This window comes from Paraburkholderia sp. J8-2, assembly GCF_905220195.1.
Taxonomy (GTDB): Bacteria; Pseudomonadota; Gammaproteobacteria; order Burkholderiales; family Burkholderiaceae; genus Paraburkholderia.
In genome coordinates this window covers 26,582-45,094 of the sequence record NZ_CAJMZA010000001.1, presented here as the reverse complement: position 1 = coordinate 45,094, position 18,513 = coordinate 26,582, and the positions used below count along the sequence as shown (strand labels likewise).

General features: G+C 65.4%; 13 protein-coding genes. 7 read left to right on the top strand and 6 right to left on the bottom strand.

Translation table 11 applies throughout. The features are described from left to right. Position 1: 1 nt before the first annotated feature. Positions 2 to 2,362, bottom strand: a complete 2,361-nt coding sequence (locus tag U5A52_RS00190; protein ID WP_321933278.1) for a bifunctional salicylyl-CoA 5-hydroxylase/oxidoreductase — start codon at positions 2,360 to 2,362, stop codon at positions 2 to 4. Between the two features lie 539 nt (positions 2,363 to 2,901). Between U5A52_RS00190 and U5A52_RS00185 the strand changes: the two genes are divergently transcribed. Beyond that, positions 2,902 to 3,990, top strand: coding sequence for an OpgC domain-containing protein (locus U5A52_RS00185; protein ID WP_321916400.1), 1,089 nt, complete (start codon positions 2,902 to 2,904; stop codon positions 3,988 to 3,990). A 70-nt stretch (positions 3,991 to 4,060) separates the two neighbouring features. Here U5A52_RS00185 and U5A52_RS00180 read toward each other — a convergent pair whose 3' ends face one another. Then, positions 4,061 to 4,837 (bottom strand): SDR family oxidoreductase, encoded by a 777-nt coding sequence (locus U5A52_RS00180; RefSeq protein WP_321916401.1) that lies wholly within the window; start codon positions 4,835 to 4,837, stop codon positions 4,061 to 4,063. Positions 4,838 to 5,048: 211 nt separating this feature from the next. On the opposite strand from U5A52_RS00180, the gene U5A52_RS00175 reads away from it, so the two are divergent. From U5A52_RS00175 to U5A52_RS00150, 6 genes are all read left to right on the top strand, one after another. Further along, positions 5,049 to 5,996, top strand: coding sequence for a ProQ/FINO family protein (locus tag U5A52_RS00175; RefSeq protein WP_321933276.1), 948 nt, complete (start codon positions 5,049 to 5,051; stop codon positions 5,994 to 5,996). A 232-nt stretch (positions 5,997 to 6,228) separates the two neighbouring features. Further along, a complete protein-coding gene (locus U5A52_RS00170; protein WP_321933275.1) occupies positions 6,229 to 7,146 on the top strand; it encodes a LysR family transcriptional regulator in 918 nt (305 codons plus the stop codon). Between the two features lie 136 nt (positions 7,147 to 7,282). Next, complete coding sequence (locus U5A52_RS00165; RefSeq protein ID WP_321933274.1) at positions 7,283 to 8,623, top strand: MFS transporter; 1,341 nt, start codon at positions 7,283 to 7,285, stop codon at positions 8,621 to 8,623. Positions 8,624 to 8,655: 32 nt separating this feature from the next. Beyond that, positions 8,656 to 10,770, top strand: coding sequence for an acetate--CoA ligase family protein (locus U5A52_RS00160; RefSeq protein ID WP_321933273.1), 2,115 nt, complete (start codon positions 8,656 to 8,658; stop codon positions 10,768 to 10,770). A 51-nt stretch (positions 10,771 to 10,821) separates the two neighbouring features. Next, positions 10,822 to 12,141 (top strand): DUF1254 domain-containing protein, encoded by a 1,320-nt coding sequence (locus U5A52_RS00155; protein WP_321933271.1) that lies wholly within the window; start codon positions 10,822 to 10,824, stop codon positions 12,139 to 12,141. Positions 12,142 to 12,197: 56 nt separating this feature from the next. Further along, positions 12,198 to 13,559, top strand: coding sequence for a DUF1254 domain-containing protein (locus U5A52_RS00150; RefSeq protein WP_321933270.1), 1,362 nt, complete (start codon positions 12,198 to 12,200; stop codon positions 13,557 to 13,559). 23 nt (positions 13,560 to 13,582) lie between these two features. On the opposite strand, the gene U5A52_RS00145 is transcribed toward U5A52_RS00150, so the two are convergent. The 4 genes from U5A52_RS00145 to U5A52_RS00130 form a co-directional block, all read right to left on the bottom strand. Further along, positions 13,583 to 14,287 (bottom strand): transglycosylase SLT domain-containing protein, encoded by a 705-nt coding sequence (locus tag U5A52_RS00145; protein WP_321933268.1) that lies wholly within the window; start codon positions 14,285 to 14,287, stop codon positions 13,583 to 13,585. A 150-nt stretch (positions 14,288 to 14,437) separates the two neighbouring features. Further along, a complete protein-coding gene (locus U5A52_RS00140) occupies positions 14,438 to 15,334 on the bottom strand; it encodes a fructose bisphosphate aldolase (protein ID WP_321933267.1) in 897 nt (298 codons plus the stop codon). Positions 15,335 to 15,620: 286 nt separating this feature from the next. Beyond that, positions 15,621 to 16,739 (bottom strand): porin, encoded by a 1,119-nt coding sequence (locus U5A52_RS00135; protein ID WP_321933265.1) that lies wholly within the window; start codon positions 16,737 to 16,739, stop codon positions 15,621 to 15,623. Positions 16,740 to 16,872: 133 nt separating this feature from the next. After that, a complete protein-coding gene (locus U5A52_RS00130; protein ID WP_321933263.1) occupies positions 16,873 to 18,267 on the bottom strand; it encodes a PLP-dependent aminotransferase family protein in 1,395 nt (464 codons plus the stop codon). Between the last annotated feature and the right edge of the window lie 246 nt (positions 18,268 to 18,513).

Here is an 18,513-nt window from a genome sequence, read left to right as displayed (position 1 = left end):
CTTACACGGTTCCTTCGGCGCGTTGCGCGCGTTCCAGCGGCGAGAGACCTGCCGCCGCTGCTGCGGCCGCGCGCTCACGCTCGATATTGCGTTCGAGTTGCGTTTTGGCGGCTGTGTACTGATTCGGCCACTTGATGTCGAGGTAGCCGATGCGTGCGGCTTCGGTGAGCGTCCACGACGGATTGGCCAGATGCGGCCGCGCAACGGCGCACAGGTCGGCACGCCCGGCCGCGATGATGCCGTTCACGTGATCCGCTTCGGAAATCGCGCCCACGGCGATCGTCGCGATGCCTGCTTCATTGCGGATTCGGTCGGCGAACGGTGTCTGGAACATGCGGCCGAAAACGGGCCTTTCCTCCTTGCTGACCTGACCCGACGAGACGTCGATCATGTCCGCGCCGGCCGCCTTGAAGGCGCGCGCGATCTCGATGGCGTCGTCGGGCGTGTTGCCGCCTTCCACCCAGTCGTGTGCCGAGACGCGCACCGAAATCGGTTTGTCCTCGGGCCACACCTCGCGAATCGCCTTGAAAACCTCGAGCGGATAACGCAGGCGCTTTTCAAGCGAGCCGCCGTATTCGTCAGTACGCTGGTTCGTGAGCGGCGAGAGGAAGCTCGAAAGCAGATAGCCGTGTGCGCAGTGCAATTCGAGCCAGTCGAAGCCCGCATCGTTCGCCATTTGCGTGGCGTGCACGAATTGCGCCTGGATCTCGCGCAGTTCCTCCGCGCTCGCTTCGTGCGACCACTGGCTCACGCCGCGCAGATATTGCTGTGGCGAAGCGGAGACGAGCGGCCAGTTGCCATCGTCGAGCGGCTGGTCGATGCCTTCCCATGCCACGCGCGTCGAGCCCTTGGCGCCGGAATGGCCGAGCTGCATGCCGATTTTCGCGTCCGAGTTCGTATGCACGAAATCGACGATACGCTTCCACGCCTGCACATGCTCGGGCGCATACATGCCGGGGCAGGCGGGCGTAATGCGCGCCTCGGGCGAGACGCAGGTCATCTCGGTCATGACGAGCGCGGCGCCACCCATTGCTCGCGCGCCGAGATGCATGAGGTGATAGTCTCCGGCTACGCCGTCATGCGCGGAGTACTGGGCCATCGGCGAGACGACCACGCGATTTTTCAACGTCACGCCACGCACTGTATAAGGCGTGAACATGGGCGGCACTGCACGTGCCTCGCCACCCGCGCGCTGCGCGAGCCATGCTTCGAAACCGGACAGATAGCCCGCGTCGCGCTCGCGCAGATTTTCATGCGAAATGCGCTGCGAGCGCGTGAGCAGGGAATAAGCAAACTGCTCTGGATCGAACTTTGCGTAACGGTCCACGTGCTCGAACCACTCGGTGGAATTGCGCGCGGCGTTTTGAATACGCAGGACATCCACGCTGCGCACGTTCGTGTAGTGCGTGAGCGCCGCGCGCAGATCGGCGGGGTGTTCTTCCATGCTGTTGGCGAGTTCGATCGCGTCTTCGAGTGCGAGCTTCGTGCCCGAGCCGATCGAGAAGTGCGCGGTGTGCGCCGCGTCGCCCATCAGCACGACGGGAATTTCCTTGCCGTCGGCCGCGGTTTTCCAGTGCACCCATTCGCGATTGACCACGCGCGGAAAGCGGATCCATTGCGACGAGCCGCGCAGATGCGACGCATTCGAGCGCAGCGCGTGGCCGTCGAGATAGCGCGCAAACAGCTTCTCGCAGAACGCGATGCTGTCTTCCTTGCTCATGGTGTCGAGGCCAGCCGCGCGCCACACGTGATCAGGCGTTTCGATGATGAACGTCGACGTGTTGTCGTCGAAGCGGTAGGCGTGCGCCTGGAACCAGCCCCATTCGGTTTCTTCGAACGCGAACGTGAAGGCATCGAAGAGTTTCGACGTGCCGAGCCACACGAAGCGGCAATTGCGCAAGTCGATATCGGGTTGATAGGTAGCGGCGTACTTCTGGCGCGTGGCGCTGTTCAGGCCGTCGCTCGCAATGATGAGGTCGGCGTGGGTCACGTCGTCGTCGGTGATCTGCGATTCGAACACGAGCTTTACGCCGAGCGCTTCGCAGCGCGCCTGCAGGATGTTGAGCAGACGCTTGCGGCCAATGCCGCAGAAGCCATGGCCAGACGAGCGGATCGCACTGCCGCGGAAGTGAATCTCGATGTCGTCCCAATGATTGAAGGCGTCGAGAATTTCGTCTGCGCTTTCGGGGTCGGCCGCGCGCAGGTTGCCGAGCGTCTGGTCCGAGAACACCACGCCCCAGCCGAACGTGTCGTACGGCCGGTTTCGTTCGATCACGGTGATTTCGTAGTCAGGGTGACGGCGCTTCATCAAGAGGGCGAAATAGAGGCCTGCCGGCCCGCCGCCAATGCAAACAATGCGCATGCTCGCTCCTTCGTTCGGTCTGCAAGGGCAATGTAGGTCTAATTACTTTAGGTGTCAAGTAATTTGCCGCTGCGTTTTGCCGATGAAGCCGGGATCATCCAGCGCGCGAGCGCGAAACATCTGAATTTTTCCGGAACCCTTGGCGCCCCCACGCGTCAACTGGCCATGACGCAAGAAAAGTGACCGCGCAGGCTTTCGCGCGGCTTTCCGCGATGTGGCACCAGAAAAGGGCGGGCGCTGGCTAGATGTGCATGGCGCGCACCGTCCGGGCGTGCGCGTGCGACTGCGTGAACGCGTCAAGCGCGCGAATTGCTTACCATGGGTTACGCAGGCCCATTTCGTATTGAACTGGCATTAAAGTCGCTTATGGAGGCGGCGCTCGGGCGCAGCCTTTTACGGAACCCTTTCATGCGTAGCGCGTGTGGCCACGAATCGATCAGTTATCCTTACAAAAAGGTCGATAAAGCTGACAGCTTCATCGAGTCGAGGTCGCGTATCCCTTCAATCGTAATCTTCGACACGAACGGGAGTCGTCACCAATGAATCAAACAGCGAAGCGATCGATCGAAATCGACTTTTTCCGGGGTTTCGCATTGATTTCCATCGCGCTCGATCACATTCCGTCCAGCGTGCTCTCGCATGCGATGCTGCACAACTTCGCGTTCTGTGACTCAGCGGAGGTGTTCGTGTTCGTGAGCGGCTATGTGTGCGCGGCGAGCTGGCTTGCCATCGCCGGGCGCAACGGAGCGGGCGCGGCCAACCACCGTTTCTGGCGTCGCGGGCGCGAGATCTACGCGGCCTATCTATGCACGGCAGCGCTCATGCTGCTTTCGGGCGCCGCAGCGGTCATGCTGCGTGTGGATTCGCCACTGGTTGCCGAGTCGGGCTATCTGCGCTTTGCCGCACATCCGTTCACGATGCTTGCGAATATCGCCGTGTTTCGCGATCAGCCCTATCTGGCCGGCGTGCTGCCCATGTACATCGTGCTCGTGATGGCCTTGCCGTTCGTGATGCCGTTTGCGCGCCGCTCGCCCGATCTCGTGCTCGTGGGCAGCTTCGTGCTGTGGTTCGGCGGGTGCTGGCTCGTGGGGTATCTGCCTGCCGCACCCGGCGCCATATGGCCCTTCAACCCGTTTGCCTGGCAGGCCATGTTCATGCTGGGCCTGCTGTGTCGCCTCTATCCTGTGTCGCGCGCGTTTCAGGTTTCGTTTGCCGGCCGCACCGTGACAGCGTTCGCGCTGGTGCTCGTTGCCACGTTCGCGTTCATCCAGTTGTTCGCCGATCTGGACCCTCAGCCGGGCTACATGAAGCAGAACCTCGCGAGCGTGCGCATCGTGAATTTCGCTGCTGTGGCCTGGCTCGCCGCGCAGGCGGTGCGCAAAGGCTGGATAGCGTGGCTCGCGCAGCGGCTGCCCGCCGTCGTCACCGTGGGGCAGCAGGGCCTCGTTTGTTTCGTGGGTGGCGCGGTGGCTTCGAATGTCATCGACACGCTGCTGCGTGCCACGCATGTGACGGATTCACTGCCGGCACGGCTTGCAGGCGACGTGCTTGCGGTCGGTGCGTTGCTCATGCTCGCGGGTAGCGTGCGGCGCCTGAAAGCGGTACGGCCGCGCGTCGCGCTCACGTGAAGCGCGACGGCGTACATTCAAAGGTGAGGGTTTGCGGGAGGCCTATGAACGCATGCGTTGCGCGATGCGCTCATGCCTTGACGAGTTCGCGCACGTCGGTCGCAGGCACCGATCCGAATGCATCGCTCAACGCATAGTCGACCAATTGCTGTGCCGCTGCTTCGGGCGTGGACAGCAGACCGTTCTGCTTGAGTTGTTCGAAGCGCTCGCGCATCGGGAACTGGTCGAGGCTCGTCGCGCGGATCGTTTCCTGCATGCCGGTGTCGATCACGCCCGGCGCGACGCTGCAAATGCGTAGGCCGGCTGGCGCATCGAGTGCGACGGCGCGCGCGTGGTGGTCGAGCGCGGCCTTGGTCGCGCAGTACACGCTCCAGCCCGGATACGCGTTGCGCGCAGCGCCACTCGAAACGTGCACGATGCGGCGCGACGCATTCGCGCTCAGGGCTTGCGTGGCGGCGAGCGCGTTTGCAAGCATCAACGGTGCGGCGACATTGAGCGTGACGGCTCGGGCAATGGCGAGCGCGTCCTGTTCGCCGAGCGGCGCGATGGGCTCTACGGTGCCCGCGTTGTTGAAGAGCAGCACGCATTGCGCGCCGCGCGCAAACGCATTCAGCGTGTCGCCGGCCAGCCAGCGCTCGAGCGCGGCGGGATCGGCGAGATCCACGACAGCTTGCGAGAACCGCTCAGGATGGAGGCCGGCCAGTTCCTCGTGCGCGCCGCGGCCAAGGCCGAGTACCTCGATGTTCCGTTGCAGCAGCGATTGCGCGAGCGCCGCACCCAATCCGCGCGTATGGCCGGTGACGATGGCGCGAATGGCAGAACGGGGGGCGGATGTCGAAATCGTCATGGTGTCGTGATGAAAAAAAGGATGCGATCCTTGCGCACGCAAGGGGTTGATACGTGCAATTCGAGGGATTTTGCCGCACGCCGCATGGATTTGCAGCGCGGCGCGGCGTGTGAAATTGGACTCAAAACCGGCCGCGGCAATTGATTGCCCGGTTGGGTCGGCCGCGTTTTCGGTATCATAGCGTCCGGTTCCATATGGAAGAGATCTGGACGTGAAAGCCGCATCGCAACAACGCCGTACCCTGAGCTTCAAGGAAGGACTTCTTGAGATCAAGAAGTCCATGGGGGGCGGCGCAGGCCAGCCCGCCGAAGAACAGGCGCAAAAATCGCAAGGCAAGCCCGCTCACAAGGGCGCGAAGGGCCATGGTGGCTCGCATGCCCCGAAGGGCCCGCGTGCTCCGAAAGACGGTTCGGCGGCTGCGGGCGTGGCCGGCGGCAAGGACGAGCGCTCGCGCTCGCGCCACGGCCGCCCTCAGGGCGCGAGAGCGCAGGAGCAGAACCCGGGGGAGCCGGGGCAGCGCGCCCAGCAGCCGCGCCGGCCGCAACAGCCGAAGCCGGCTCGCGGTCCGGAGGCAGGCGAGCGTTCGGGGCAGCAGCGGCGCCGTCCGGCGCGTCCCCAGCAGCCGCCGGCAGCGAATCTGAGCGAGGCCGAAAAGGCGCGCATCGAGCGCAACCGCCAGCTCAACACGGTGTGGAATGTGTTCGCGAAGCACTATCCGGCTTTCCGCGACCGTTTGCCGCTCAAGATCGGCGTGGCCGAGGATCTCGTTGCGCGTCACCCCGAGTACGAACGCACGATGATCGTCGCCGTGCTCAAGCGCCACGTGAATCATCCGCGCTATCACGAGCGTGTGGCAGCGGGCGGCTCGCGCTACGAACTCGACGGCACGGCCTCGGAAGGCCCGGGCATCGATCCGTCGCACGTCGGCCGCGCCAATGCGGCGCTTGCGCGTCAAAAGGCCAAGGCCGAAGCGCAAGCCAAGGCGCGTGAAGAGGGCAAGGCGCAGCCGGAGGCCAAGCCCGAAGTGAAGGCTGAGGCGAAGACCGAAACCGCGCCCCAACCCGAAGCCCAGAGCGCAGAAACGCAGGCCTCGTCCAACGTGCCGGAAGCAGCGGTACAGCAACCGGAAAGCGGCGAGACGCCCGCAGCCGGCGCCTGAAGCCCGCGCGCCGGAGCGATCCGGCCAGAAACAACCCTCTCGCGGTGCCGCCGCGCGAGGGTTGTTGCACGTCTGGCGTGCGTAGGGCGTCCGCCTGGTGAGGGCCGGGCGATGACTGCGCGCGCTGCCGGCCTGCCGGGCCAGGCTATGCTGTGTTGCCGCGCAGCGTCTTCCTGCGCCGAACCCCAGGCAATCTGCACACTTTGCGCCTGTCGCGCCAGGCGCGCCCGCCATGAACCTACGCCAACTCGAACACGTGGTCGCCCTCGCGGAAGAGGGCAGTTTCGCCCGCGCGGCCCAGCGCGTGCACCTGAGCCAGCCTGCCCTGAGCCGAAGCATCCAGGCCATCGAGGAAAAGCTCGACATGGTGCTCTTCGACCGTACGACCCGCGAAGTGCAGATCACGCCAGCGGGAGAGACCGTCGTGCGCCGGGCGAAGAAGGTGTTGTTCGAGGCCCGCTGCCTCGTGCGCGACGTGGACCTGTTGCGCAATCACTGCATCGGCTCGGTGAGTTTCGGGGCGGGGCCGTATCCCGCGGCCATGCTCTTGCCGGCCGTGCTCGATATGCTCGCGCAGCGCCATCCTCAGTTGCGCATCGATGCCCGAATCGACAACTGGAAAAATTTGCTCGACGCGCTGTCCAGCGAGACGCTCGATTTTTTGATCGTCGACATTCGCGGCGCGCCGCCCGTGAGTGAAATCAGCGTGATCCCGCTGCCCAGGCATCGCGTGGCCTGGTATGTGCGCGAAGGCCATCCGCTCGCGCAGTTCGAAACGCTGGAGGCGCGCCAGTTGCAGGCGTTTCCGATCATCGCCGTGCCGTTGCCCGACACCATGCGCAACGCGCTGCGCAAATGGCTGCGCTACGCGCCCGGCCACGAACTCGAGTTTCATCTCGTCTGCAACGACGTGAACGTGCTGCAGGAGTACGCGCGCAAGACCGACGCGCTGTTGCTGCTCACGAGCCACGCGTTCTGGAATCCGGCACGCATGGCCGGTCTCGTGCCGCTTTCGCTACCCGCGCACTCACCGCTCTGGCTGCAGTTCTGCATCGTCCATCTCGCGGGCCGCACGCTGTCGCCGGCGGCGGAACAAGCCATTCGCGCCGTGCAAGACGCGGCCGAAGCCATTCAGCCGCAAATCGATTGATGTGCTGATTGCATCGATTCGATGCAAATTATGCAGTTGTCTTATTGATTTCCGCGTCGTTCAATGTCCCGAACGCGGCAGCTTTCGGCGCCCCGCACGTAGCGGCGCCCAACGTATAGCCGCGCACGGAGACACAATGACACCAGAGACACGCAGCAAGCGCCAGCGATGGGTAATCGTCGTCGGCCTGTTTTTCTTTCTCGCGATCAATTTCGCCGATAAGGCGCTCATCGGACTCGCCGCCGAGCCGATCATGCGCGAGCTTGGGCTCACGCACACCCAGTTCGGGCGCATCGCGGCCAGCTTCTTCACGTTTTTTTCCATTTCCGCGCTGCTTGTTGGCCTGCTCGCCAACCGCGTGAAGGCGCGCTGGCTGCTGCTGGCGATGGCGATCACGTGGTCGGTTTCGCAGGTGCCGCTGCTCGTATTTGCAACGCCGCTTACGCTGATCGTCTCGCGCGTGCTGCTCGGTGCGAGCGAAGGGCCCGCGTATCCCGTGGCCGTGCATGCGCTTTACAAGTGGTTCCCCGACCACGAGCGCGCGGTGCCTTCCGCCGTGCTCACTATTGGGGCATCGTTCGGCGCCGGCCTGATCGCGCCGGTCATTACCGGCGTGATTGTGCATTTCGGCTGGCATGCGGCGTTCGTCATGCTGGCCGTGGTCGGCATGATCTGGAGCGTGATCTGGCTGCTAATCGGCAAGGAGGGGCCGCTTGGTACGCACACCGTGGGCGATACGGGTTCGTTGCGCGCTCACCCATCTGCGCTCGCGTTGCCGCACAAGATTCCCCTCGGCGCACTGCTGCTCTCGCGCACCTGCGTCGGGAGCGATCTCAGCGGCTTCGCGGCCTACGTGATCCTCACGATGTCGACGATCTGGCTGCCGAGCTATCTCGTGCGCGTGGCGGGCTATTCGCTCACGGAAGTCGGCTGGATTGTCGTGCTGCCCGCATTTGGGCAGATGGTGGTTTCGCCGCTTTTCAGCTGGTGGTCGCAGCGGCTGATGGCGCGCGGCGTGTCGAGCCGACATGCGCGCGGCACGCTGGGGGCGGCGTCGGTCGTGGCATCGGGCGCGGCGCTCGCGGTCATGCCGCTGCTGCCGGCGGGGCCGCTCCTCATCGTTGCGGTGACGATCGCATTCTCGCTCGCCTCGTTCACGTTCGTGAGCGGCGTGACGCTGGCCGGCGAGATCGTGCCGCCCGCCCAGCGCGGCGGCGTGCTCGGCATCAACATCTGCATCACTACGTTGGCCGGGCTCGTGACGCCGGCGGTAATGGGGCAGGTGATCGACCATGCGGCGGCACAGGTCGACGGCTATCGCACGGGCATGATGCTGGCCGGCGTGTTCTCGGTCGTGGCGGGTGTGATCGCGGCCTGCCTGATCGATCCCGCTTCCGATCGCCGTCGCTTTGCGGCGCTCGCAGATGTCACCGAGGATGCTTGCGTTGCCCGGTCGCTGGCTTCGGGCGAGCAATGAACCTGCTGAAATAGAAAGGAATGCTAACGTCCATGAAAAACGCCGATTTCACGCCACTCATGCGTCCCGCATCGATTGCCATCGTCGGCGCCTCGGCCGATGCCGCCAAGGTTGGCGGCATGCCTTTGCGGCTGCTGCGCGAGCACGGCTATGCAGGCCGCATCTACGCGATCAACGCGAAGGCGGCGCACGTGCAGGGCGTACCCGCCCACGCCACGCTCGACAGTGTGCCGGAGCCTGTCGATCTCGCGATCGTCGCAGTGCCCGCGCACGCGGTACCGGAAGTGATGGCGCAGCTCGTGCGGCGGCGAGCGCGCTCGGCCGTCCTGTTCACGGCGGGCTTTGCCGAAACGGGCGAGGCAGGACGCGCGGCGCAGCGCGACCTCGCCCACACGGCGGCCCAAGGCGGCGTGACGCTGCTCGGCCCCAATTGTCTCGGTCTGATGAATCTGCGCGAGCGGGTCTACGCAACGTTTTCGCCCGTGGCGCTCGCAGGCGCGCCGCCCAGAGGCGACGTCGCGCTCGTGAGCCAGAGCGGGGCGTTCGGCGCCTACGCGTTTGCGCTTGCCCGCGAGGCGGGGCTCGGCCTGAGCCACTGGATCACGACGGGCAACGAGGCCGGTGTGCAGGTGGCGGACGCCATTGCGTGGCTCGCCGCCGATCCGGATACGAAGGTCATTCTCGCTTACCTCGAAGGCTGCACGGACGGCGCGAAGCTGCGCCGGGCCTTCGCCGCCGCGCGCGCGGCGGGCAAGCCCGTGGTCGTTGCCAAGGTCGGCACCACGGCGACGGGCGCGCGCGCCGCGCAGTCGCACACCGCGAGTCTCGCGGGCGAGGACGCCGTTTATCAAGCCGTGTTCGACGAATACGGCGTGTTCCGTGCCGATACGCTCGAGGCCTTCTTCCGGCTCGGCTACGCGCTCTCGAAAGGGCGCCGGCCGCAGTCGGCCGCCAGCGCCATTGTCACCGTCTCGGGCGGCGTTGGCATCATGATGGCCGACCGCGCCGAAGCGCTCGGCCTCGAACTGCCGCCGCTGCCCGAAGCGAGCGGCGCGCGGCTGCGCGAGCGCATTGCGTTCGCTTCCACGATTAATCCCATCGACGTGACCGGCCAGATCGTCGCCCAGCCCGAGGTGCTCGCCGACACGCTCGTCGATACCGCCACCTGCGGCGCATTCGGCAGCGTGGCCGCGTTCATCGCCGGTGCTGGCAACGTGCCCGCGACATGGGCGGCGATCGAGCGGGCGGTCGAGCGCGCAGCCGAAGGCAGCGCGAGCGCGCCGCTCGTGCTCGCGGGCCTTGTCGACGACGCCAAACGGCAGTGGCTCGAAGCGCGCGGCGTGCTCGTCTATCGCGAGCCTGCGCATGCCATGGAGGCCATCGCTACATTGTTGCGTGCTCAACAGAATGACGCCGCACGAAAATCCACCCATGTCGAGACCGAGCCGGCGCATGTCGCGCTCCCAGCGAGCGTGCCGCCGAACGCCGTCTCACTGGACGAGGCCGAAGCCATGGCGCTGCTCGGTGAAGCCGGCGTGGCGGTCGCACCGCATCGCGTGGCACGCACGGCGAGCGCAGCCGTCGAAGCGGCGCAGGCTTTGGGCTTTCCCGTCGCGCTCAAGCTGCGCTCGCGCCATGTGCTGCACAAGAGCGATATCGGCGGGGTGCGGCTCGATCTGCGCGACGCGGCGGCCGTGCGTCATGCCTACGAAGCCATTGCGCATGCCGCTGTGCAAGCGGATGTGCCGGGCGGCTTCGAAGGCGTGGTGGTTGCGCGCATGGTGAAGGGATGGGGCGAGATCATCGTCGGCGTGAAGCGAGACCCCGTGTTCGGTCTCGTTGCCATGGCGGGGTTGGGCGGCACCGGCGTCGAATTGTGCCGCAAGGTGGCCTTCGGGCTTGCGCCGCTCACATGCGAGCGCGCACTGGCGATGCTTGAAACGAGCGGCGTGGCCGCGCTCTTTCGCGGCCATCGCGGCAACCCTGTTCTGCCGCTCGACGCAGCCGCGGCCACGCTGGTCGCGCTCACACGCCTCGCCGCGGCAATTGGCGATGCGCTCGAAACGCTCGAAATCAATCCGCTCATCGTGACGCCGCAGGGCCTCGTTGCGGCCGATGCTGTCATCACATTAGCGCGCGCAGTGTAGACAAATCGCAGCCATTTTTATTCCGCGAGCATCCTTGCAAGGCATCTTGATATGTACAACCAAACAATGAGTGTTGTAGAAGCGAACCCAGAAAAACTGCATGAAGACCCTGTCGCCGCGCTGGTGCGTATGTACGCGGGGCCGCTCGCCATCGCACGTTATCCTGTCGTCGAGGTCATGCGCACCTGTGCGCTGCATACGCTGGCGCAGTCCACCAGCCCGCTGCGCCGGCCCTTCAACGTGATTCACGCGAGCATGCAGCGCTGGACGCATGAAGACCGTGACATCGTGACGCCCGCCAACGATTTTCTCTATCTGAATGCGTGGATCGATCTTTCCGACGGGCCGGTGGTGCTCGACATTCCAGCCGTAGAGGACGACCGCTATTACGTGGTCGAACTGCTCGACGCCTTCACGAACAACTTCACGAACCTCAGCCCGCGCAATGCCGGCACGCGAGGGAGCCGCTTCGTTCTGCACACGCCGGAACAGTGCCCGACTGGCGACGGAGTGGCGCTCGTGTGCCCCTCGAAACTCGTGTGGATGCTGGGCCGCGTACTCGTGCAAGGCGACGACGATCTCGCGCGAGCGCAGCACGTGGCTGCCGCTTTCCGGCTCGCTGGCGCGCAGGGCGCGGGCCCGGCCTGCGTGCGGCAATGGCACGAAAGCGGTGACGCCGCGCTCGACTTCTTCGACAACGTTCTTGAGTCGTTCGCGGATTTTCCACCACAAGACGACGAAGCCGCGATGCTCAGTGCACTCGAACGCGCGGGCGTGCGTGCATTGAACGGGCGCGGCGCGGCGGCGTTGCCCGAGACCGTGCAGCAAGGCCTGCGGCTTGCCTACGCCGACGCCCAGCGGTTGATTCTCGCCTTCACGGAAAGCCGCGCGCGGCGCAGCTGGACATACAGCCTCGGACTTGGCCGCTACGGCCACGCCCACGTGCTGCGCGCCTGCATCGCCATGAAGGGGCTGGGTGCGCTTGCGGCCGACGAGGCAGTCTATGCAACCGCCGATTTCGACGAAGCCGGCGAGCGGCTAACCGGCCGCCGCCGCTATGAACTCTATTTTCCGCCTGGCGAATTGCCGCCCGTCGACGCGCTCTGGTCGCTCTCGCTTTATGGCGCGGACCGCTACTTTGCCGACAACGCGATACGCCGCTACGCAATAGGCGATCGCACGCCCGGCCTGCAATACGACGCGGACGGAGGCCTGCGCATCCAGATCCAGCATGAAGCGCCGAGCTCGCAGTCGAACTGGCTTCCCGCGCCGGCAGGGGGCTTTTATCTGATCCTGCGCTTCTACCATCCGCAGGCATCGTTTCTCGAAGGACGCTATGCCATTGCGCCGGTGCGCGCCGTCGCGGCCTGACTCGCGCCCGAAAGCTCACTTCCATCGATTCACATTAATTCGCCATGCGAAATATCATGTCTTCACTCGAATCCCCCGAAATTACCGCGCTTTCATCCGATCAGTCCCGCTTCGATCTGGCCGTCGAGGCGGTCCAGTTCGCGCTTCCGCTTTATGAAATGGCGCGCATGCGTTCTGCCACCGGCCCGCGCGTGGATCGCACGGGGCGCCCCGCGGGCGAGTCGCCGGAATCGCCCAACCGCTGGGCTAACGAATGGTTTCATACGCGTGTGCTGCAGGGCCCTCAGAACCGCCGCGTGGTGACGCCCAATAACGACACGCTCTATTCCTGTGCGTGGTTCGATCTGAGCGACGGGCCAATCGTCATCCGCGTGCCCGCCATGCAAGCGCGCTACTACGTGCTGGGCCTGCTCGACCTCTATACCAATCCGTTTGGCTATATCGGCACGCGCACCACCGGCAGCGACGCGGGTGCATTCTTTCTGCATGGACCGGACTGGAGCGCAGACGTGCCCGAGGGCATGCAAGCGATAGCGTGTCCCACCAGCACGGTGTGGCTGATCGGCCGCATTCTGGTGGACGGTGAAGCGGATCTCGAGGCAGCCAACCACTTGCAGGACCAGCTCACGGTCGAACCGGCGCCCGGCAGCGCGGCGCAGGTGCCCAAGCTGATCGACGCCGCTATGCAGCCAGGCGAAAAGCTCGGAGATGTGAACCGTTTTGCGCAGGTCGTGAATCGCCTGCTTGCTGTTGAGCCGCCGCCACGTGAGGCGCGCGCGTATGTCGCGCGCTTCGAGGCATGCGGAATCGGCGCTGCCCGCGTTGACAAGACGCTCGATGAAGAACAGCGCGCGTTACTCGAAAGGGCGCTTGCGCACGTCACGCACGAGCTTGCCGGCGAGCCACCACTCGCCTTGGGCGGAGGGTGGGCGTTGCCGGTGGATGTGCGCGCAACGTTTGGCGAGGACTACCGCACGCGCGCCCAGGCGGCGCTTTGCTATATCGGCGTGCTAGGGGCTCAGGAGGCGATGTACATCACCGCCGATACCGACGCACAGGGCGCCGTGCTCGACGGCAACGCATCGTATGTACTGCACTTCGCACCGGGCAACCTGCCAGCAGTCGACGCTTTCTGGTCGCTGACCGCCTACGAAAAGGCGACGTACATGCTGGCCGAAAATGCGATTGGGCGTTACTCGATCGGCGACCGCACGAGCGGCCTGGAATACGACGCCGACGGCGGCCTGCGCATTGCCATCTCGGCGCGCGTGCCGGACGAGCCGACCTTGCGCCGCAACTGGCTGCCTGCGCCGGCGGAGCGCTTCTATCTCGCACTGCGCTTGTATGTGCCGCGCGAAACGCATCTCGCGCGCACCTTCGTCTATCCGGCGATCCAGCGTGCGGCCGAGGGCGTGTGATCCAGGCGGCGCGCGCGGCGGTGTTAGCGCGCGCTGCCGGAAGCGGTGCCGGGCACGGCAGCCTGAGCCGATGCCGCCGACACCGGCGCGGGCGCCGCCACAGGCGCGGAGGCGGCCCCGGCCGCCGAAGCCGCGAGCCCGGCGCTTACGGGTGCATCGCTTGCGGCAGGGGCGCTCGCCGTGTCGAGTACCCGGCTGAACTCGATGGCGCGCGTGCGGATCTTTTCCGCATAGGCTTTCGAGCCGCCGTAGTTCTTCATCGCGGCGTTGAGGTCGCCGCCCGCGGCCCGCTCGTAGCCATAGAGGATCGACGAGCCGACGTCGATGTTGACCTCGGGGTCGGTGAGGTCCTTGTTATGCAGGATATTGCGATGCGCTGACGGCACGACCTGCATGAGTCCGGTTGCGCCGTTCGCCCCATGCGCCTTTTCGCGAAAGCGCGACTCGATCGAGATGATGGCGAGCAATACCGCAGGCGGCAGCGAATACTTCTCGGCGGCGCCGGTCACGGCGAGCGAAATCTGCGCGGCCTTTTCTTTCGCGAGACCGAACTTTTGCGTGAGGTATTTCGAAACGGCGCTGGAAGCGGCGGGCGAGCTTGCGGGATCAACCGCGCTCGCCGCCGATGCGCTGACGGTGTCGCTAGCGGGCGCCTGCTGCTGCGCCTGCGCGGCCGCGGTTTGCACGAGGGCCGGCAACAGGGCGAGCAGGCAGAGTAACTGCCTCATGGCCGGTGCATAAGAAGAAAAACGAAGGCGCAAGTATAACCGGCCCCGATTAATGAGGCCGGCTGTGTGTCATCGCGTTTTTACGTACCCGATCGGCGTCAGGGCCGGGCGTCGCGCCCGGCGTGGCTTCGGGCCGCGTTCAGGCCGGGTTCAGCCCTTCTGCACGGATGCCTTCCAGATTTCGTCGATGCTCGCGGCGAGCGTGGCGTCGAACTCGGCGTCGCTCATCGATTTCGTGAGGTCGTTGATGAGCGCGCGCGAAAAGCTTGCAATCATTCGATGGTTCTTCGCGAGGCGCGCACACGCGTCGGTGCGCGAATAGCCGCCGGACAGCGCCACGACGCGCACCACGCGAGGATGTTCGATGAGCGGCAGATAGAAGTCGGGCGTATCGGGAATCGTGAGCTTGATCATCACGTTCTGCGAGGCGGGCAGTGCGTCGAGACCCTTGAGCAGTTCGTCGCGCAGGAGCTTCTCGGCCTTGGCCTTGTCGGGGGCCTTGATCGAGACTTCGGGCTCGAGAATCGGCACGAGCCCGTGAGCGGATATCTGCGCACCGAAGGCGAACTGCTGCGCGGCAATCGAAGCAATGCCCGAAGGCGAGGCATGCTCGATCACGGAGCGCATCTTGGTGCCGAAAATCCCTGCCTTCACCGCGCGCTCGAGCAAGGCGTCGAGGCCCGGAATCGGCTTCATGAGGCGCACGCCGTCGGCTTCGGCCTCCAGACCCTTGTCGACTTTGAGGAAGGGCACGACGCTGCGCTCGTTCCAGAGAAAGGCGGGCACGGGCTTGCCTTGCGCCTGGCCGTCCATGGTCGCTTCGAAGAGGATCGCGCCAATCACCTTCTCGCCCGTGAAGGCGGGGGCGCTGATGATGCGCACGCGCATCTCATGCATCAGGCGGAACATTTCGGCGTCGCCGCTATACGCGCTTTCGGGGATCCCGTACTGGAGCAGCGCGCCAGGCGTCGAGCCGCCGCTCTGGTCCAGCGCCGCGATGAAGCCCGGTTTGTCGCGCATCTGCGCAAGCATTTGCTCGTTTGCCATTCTCGTCTCTCCCGCAATTGGAGCGCCCTTGCGGGCGCGGTTACTCGAATCCGGCCGTCGGCTCCTCCGCCGAGTGTACTTGCGCCGTAAAGCTGCGTCTTTGCCATTATGTGGGTGCGGCCGCGCAGTCGCACCGAAGAAGCGAAACGGTAGACCGTAGCAATTGCGATGCCAGGGCAAGCCACAAAAAAGCGCAAGCGCGGGCCGAGAAAGCCGCGCTTGCGCGTGTCGATTCCTGCCGGCGCTTGCTGCCGGTGCGCGACGTGGCTCGCGCCGCCGCGACCGCTCAGAACCGATGCGTCATGCCGAGCGCCGCCATGTACTGCTTCGTGCCCGCCTGGGTCACGCTCACGCCGGGCCAACTCACGGTGGCGCTGCCATTGTTCTTGAAGTAGCCCGCCCGCACGTAGAAGCTCGTGCGCTTCGAAATCCAGTGGTCGGCGCCGATCTGGAAGCCTGGCGTGTTGTCATGCGCGCCGCGCACGTTGCGATACAGCGCCGCGAGCTGGATCTCGTCAACGGACGTGGCCTGGATCGTCGCGCCGACCTCGGCGATGCTCAGCGAATGCGCCGTGCCGAGCGCTGCGGCGAGCGTGTGCGGCGCGGGATCGTTCGCACGCTGGTACGAGTAGTTCGCCTGAAGATTGACGATGCCGATGCGATAGGCGAGCGCGCCGATGAAATGCTCGGTGCCGAGCAGGGTGAGCGGCCCCGGCAGCCCCGTGATCGTCTCCTGGCCGGGATGCTGATACAGGTAGGCGAACCCGGCATAAAGCCCCGCGCCCGAATAGTTGATGCCGAGGTTCAGCACGTTGCCCGTCGTCGCCGTCACGGGCTGCGTAACCGTGGCCGGGAACGCGTACATGGCGTAGGCCTGCACGCCGTAGAATTTGGGCGTTTGATACAGAACGGAGTTGCTCAGGCGGCCGCCGTCGTACTGCGTGGAGAGCGTGTTGCGCTCGGGCGTGAGCACGAAAGCGGCGAACGGCGAGAGCGTTTCGTCGACCTTGAACGGATCGGTCGGATACACCACGCGAAAGCTCGCGTCGTACTGCCGGCCGAACGTGAGCGAGCCGTAGCGCTCGTCCTTGAGGCCCACCCACGACTGGCGATAAAAGAGCGTGCTGGTGTCGGCGAACAGGCCGCCGTTGTTGATATTGAAGCCCGACTCCACGGTGAACTGCGCCGTGAGGCCGCCGCCCAGATCCTCCACGCCCTTCAGGCCGAACAGCGAGCCCGTCGAGCCGCCGCTTTTCATGGCGAACGTATGGCTGCCGCCGTTGCCAAGGTATTGCAGATACGTGTCGGCAACGCCGTACAACGTGACGCTCGAATCGGCTGCCGCTGCGCCGCCGGCGGCCAGCGCCAGCGCGATGCCACACATTCCATGCACGCGTGCCCGCATGAAAGTCTCCTCCTCTAATTGTGTGAAAAGTCATCAAAAAAGCATGACCGTGCTAATTAGAGGGGCGCCAAAACTAGCTGTCTACTGCATTGTTTTCATGGCGAAATTGCAGTTTTTGCATGAATCATGGCCGTCACACGATCACTTGCGTCTGCGTGCCGCGGTCGTTCGCGAGCAGTGCCGAGAGCTTGCGCAGCGCGGCCTGCAATGGTTCGCGGCCGCCCGTCGCGCCTAGTGAAATGCGGATCGCGTTCGCGGTTTCCGGGCCTTGCTGGAAGGCCGTGGAGGGCGCGACGGCGAGGCCTTCGCTGCTCGCGGCGACGGCCAGTTCGCGCGCCTGCCAGTAGCGCGGCAGCGTGTACCAGAGATGAATTCCCGCGCCCGCCGACGATCCCAACGTGTGCGCCGCGACGCGCTGGCGCTCGCGCGCCTCGGTCTTCACATCGGCAAAGATTTGCTCGGCCATGCCTTCTTCGATCCAGTGCGTGGCGAGCGAGTTGGTAAGCGGTGCGGCCATGAGCGAGAACGTGCGCAGCGCGCTCACGAGGCGCGTATGTGCCTCTTCATCGGGCAGCGCGAGATAGGCCGTGCGCAAACCAGGCGAGAGCGTTTTGGACAGCGTTGCGAGATAGCAGACCTGAGCGGGCGCGATGCGCGCGAGCGGCGCGGGCGCATCGGGCGCGAAGCGCCAATAAGGATCGTCTTCGACGATGCGCGCGCCGCAGCGCTGCGCGACCCGCACGATCTCGAGGCGGCGCGCCTCTGGCATGGTCGCCGTGGTCGGGTTCTGCAGCGTGGGATTCAGGTAGATGAGCCGCGCCGCGTGCTCGCGGCAAGCTGCTTCCAGCGCGTCGGGCCGCATGCCGTGGGCATCGACGGCAATGGGCTCGATACGGCGGCCCAGTTGCGCCGCCGCGTGCGGCAGGCCCGGGTAGAGCAACGGCTCGGCGAGGATGACGTCGCCGGGCTGCGTGAAGGCGAGGATGAGCGCGGCGAGCGCCGCTTGTGCGCCTGGGCAGACCACCACGCGCTCCGGCGCAACGGGGCCGAGCATGGGCTGCAGCCACTTCGCGCCCGCTTGCCAGTCGGCGCGGCCGCCGCCGCCCATGTGGTAGGTCATCAGCAGATCGGCGTCGCTGCGTACCAGCACGCGCGCCATGCCTTCGCGCAGCAGCGCGTTCATGTCGAGGCCAGCGGGTGCGGGCGGAATGTTCATGCTGAGGTCCACGCGCTGCAGCAACTCGGCGCGTGGCGCGGCGATGAACGTACCAAGTGGCCCGCGCGCCTCGATCAGCCCGCGTCGCCGCGCTTCGTTGAAGCCGCGCGTGACGGTGGTCAGATCGACTGAAAGCAGAGTGGCGAGGCTGCGTTGCGCGGGCACGCGTTCGCCGGGGCGCAGCGTGCCTTGCGCCACCGCGCCTTCGATGAATTCGGCGAGCCGCAGATAGCGCGGGCCGTTGCCGGACTGCATTGCCGTGGCCCATACGTTGATCTCGCCGCCGCTTTCGGCGGGGTGGTTGTGTGTCATTGTGTCGCGGATGTATGCGTCATGTCTTACTCTAGCATGCGTGCATGAAGCGCGTAAATCCATACATATAGGCTATGTATGGCTTCTGTGACGGCCCTGCGGGGCCGCTCGTGCGGCAGCAGAGTGAGCACGTATGGATGGGTTTGCGCGAACGTCAACCTTGGAACCAGACATGCGCAATCCAGACCCTCGCTCAGGGCGGGCCGCTACGGCCGGCCCGCCTTCTTCATCACGTCCCCCCTTGAT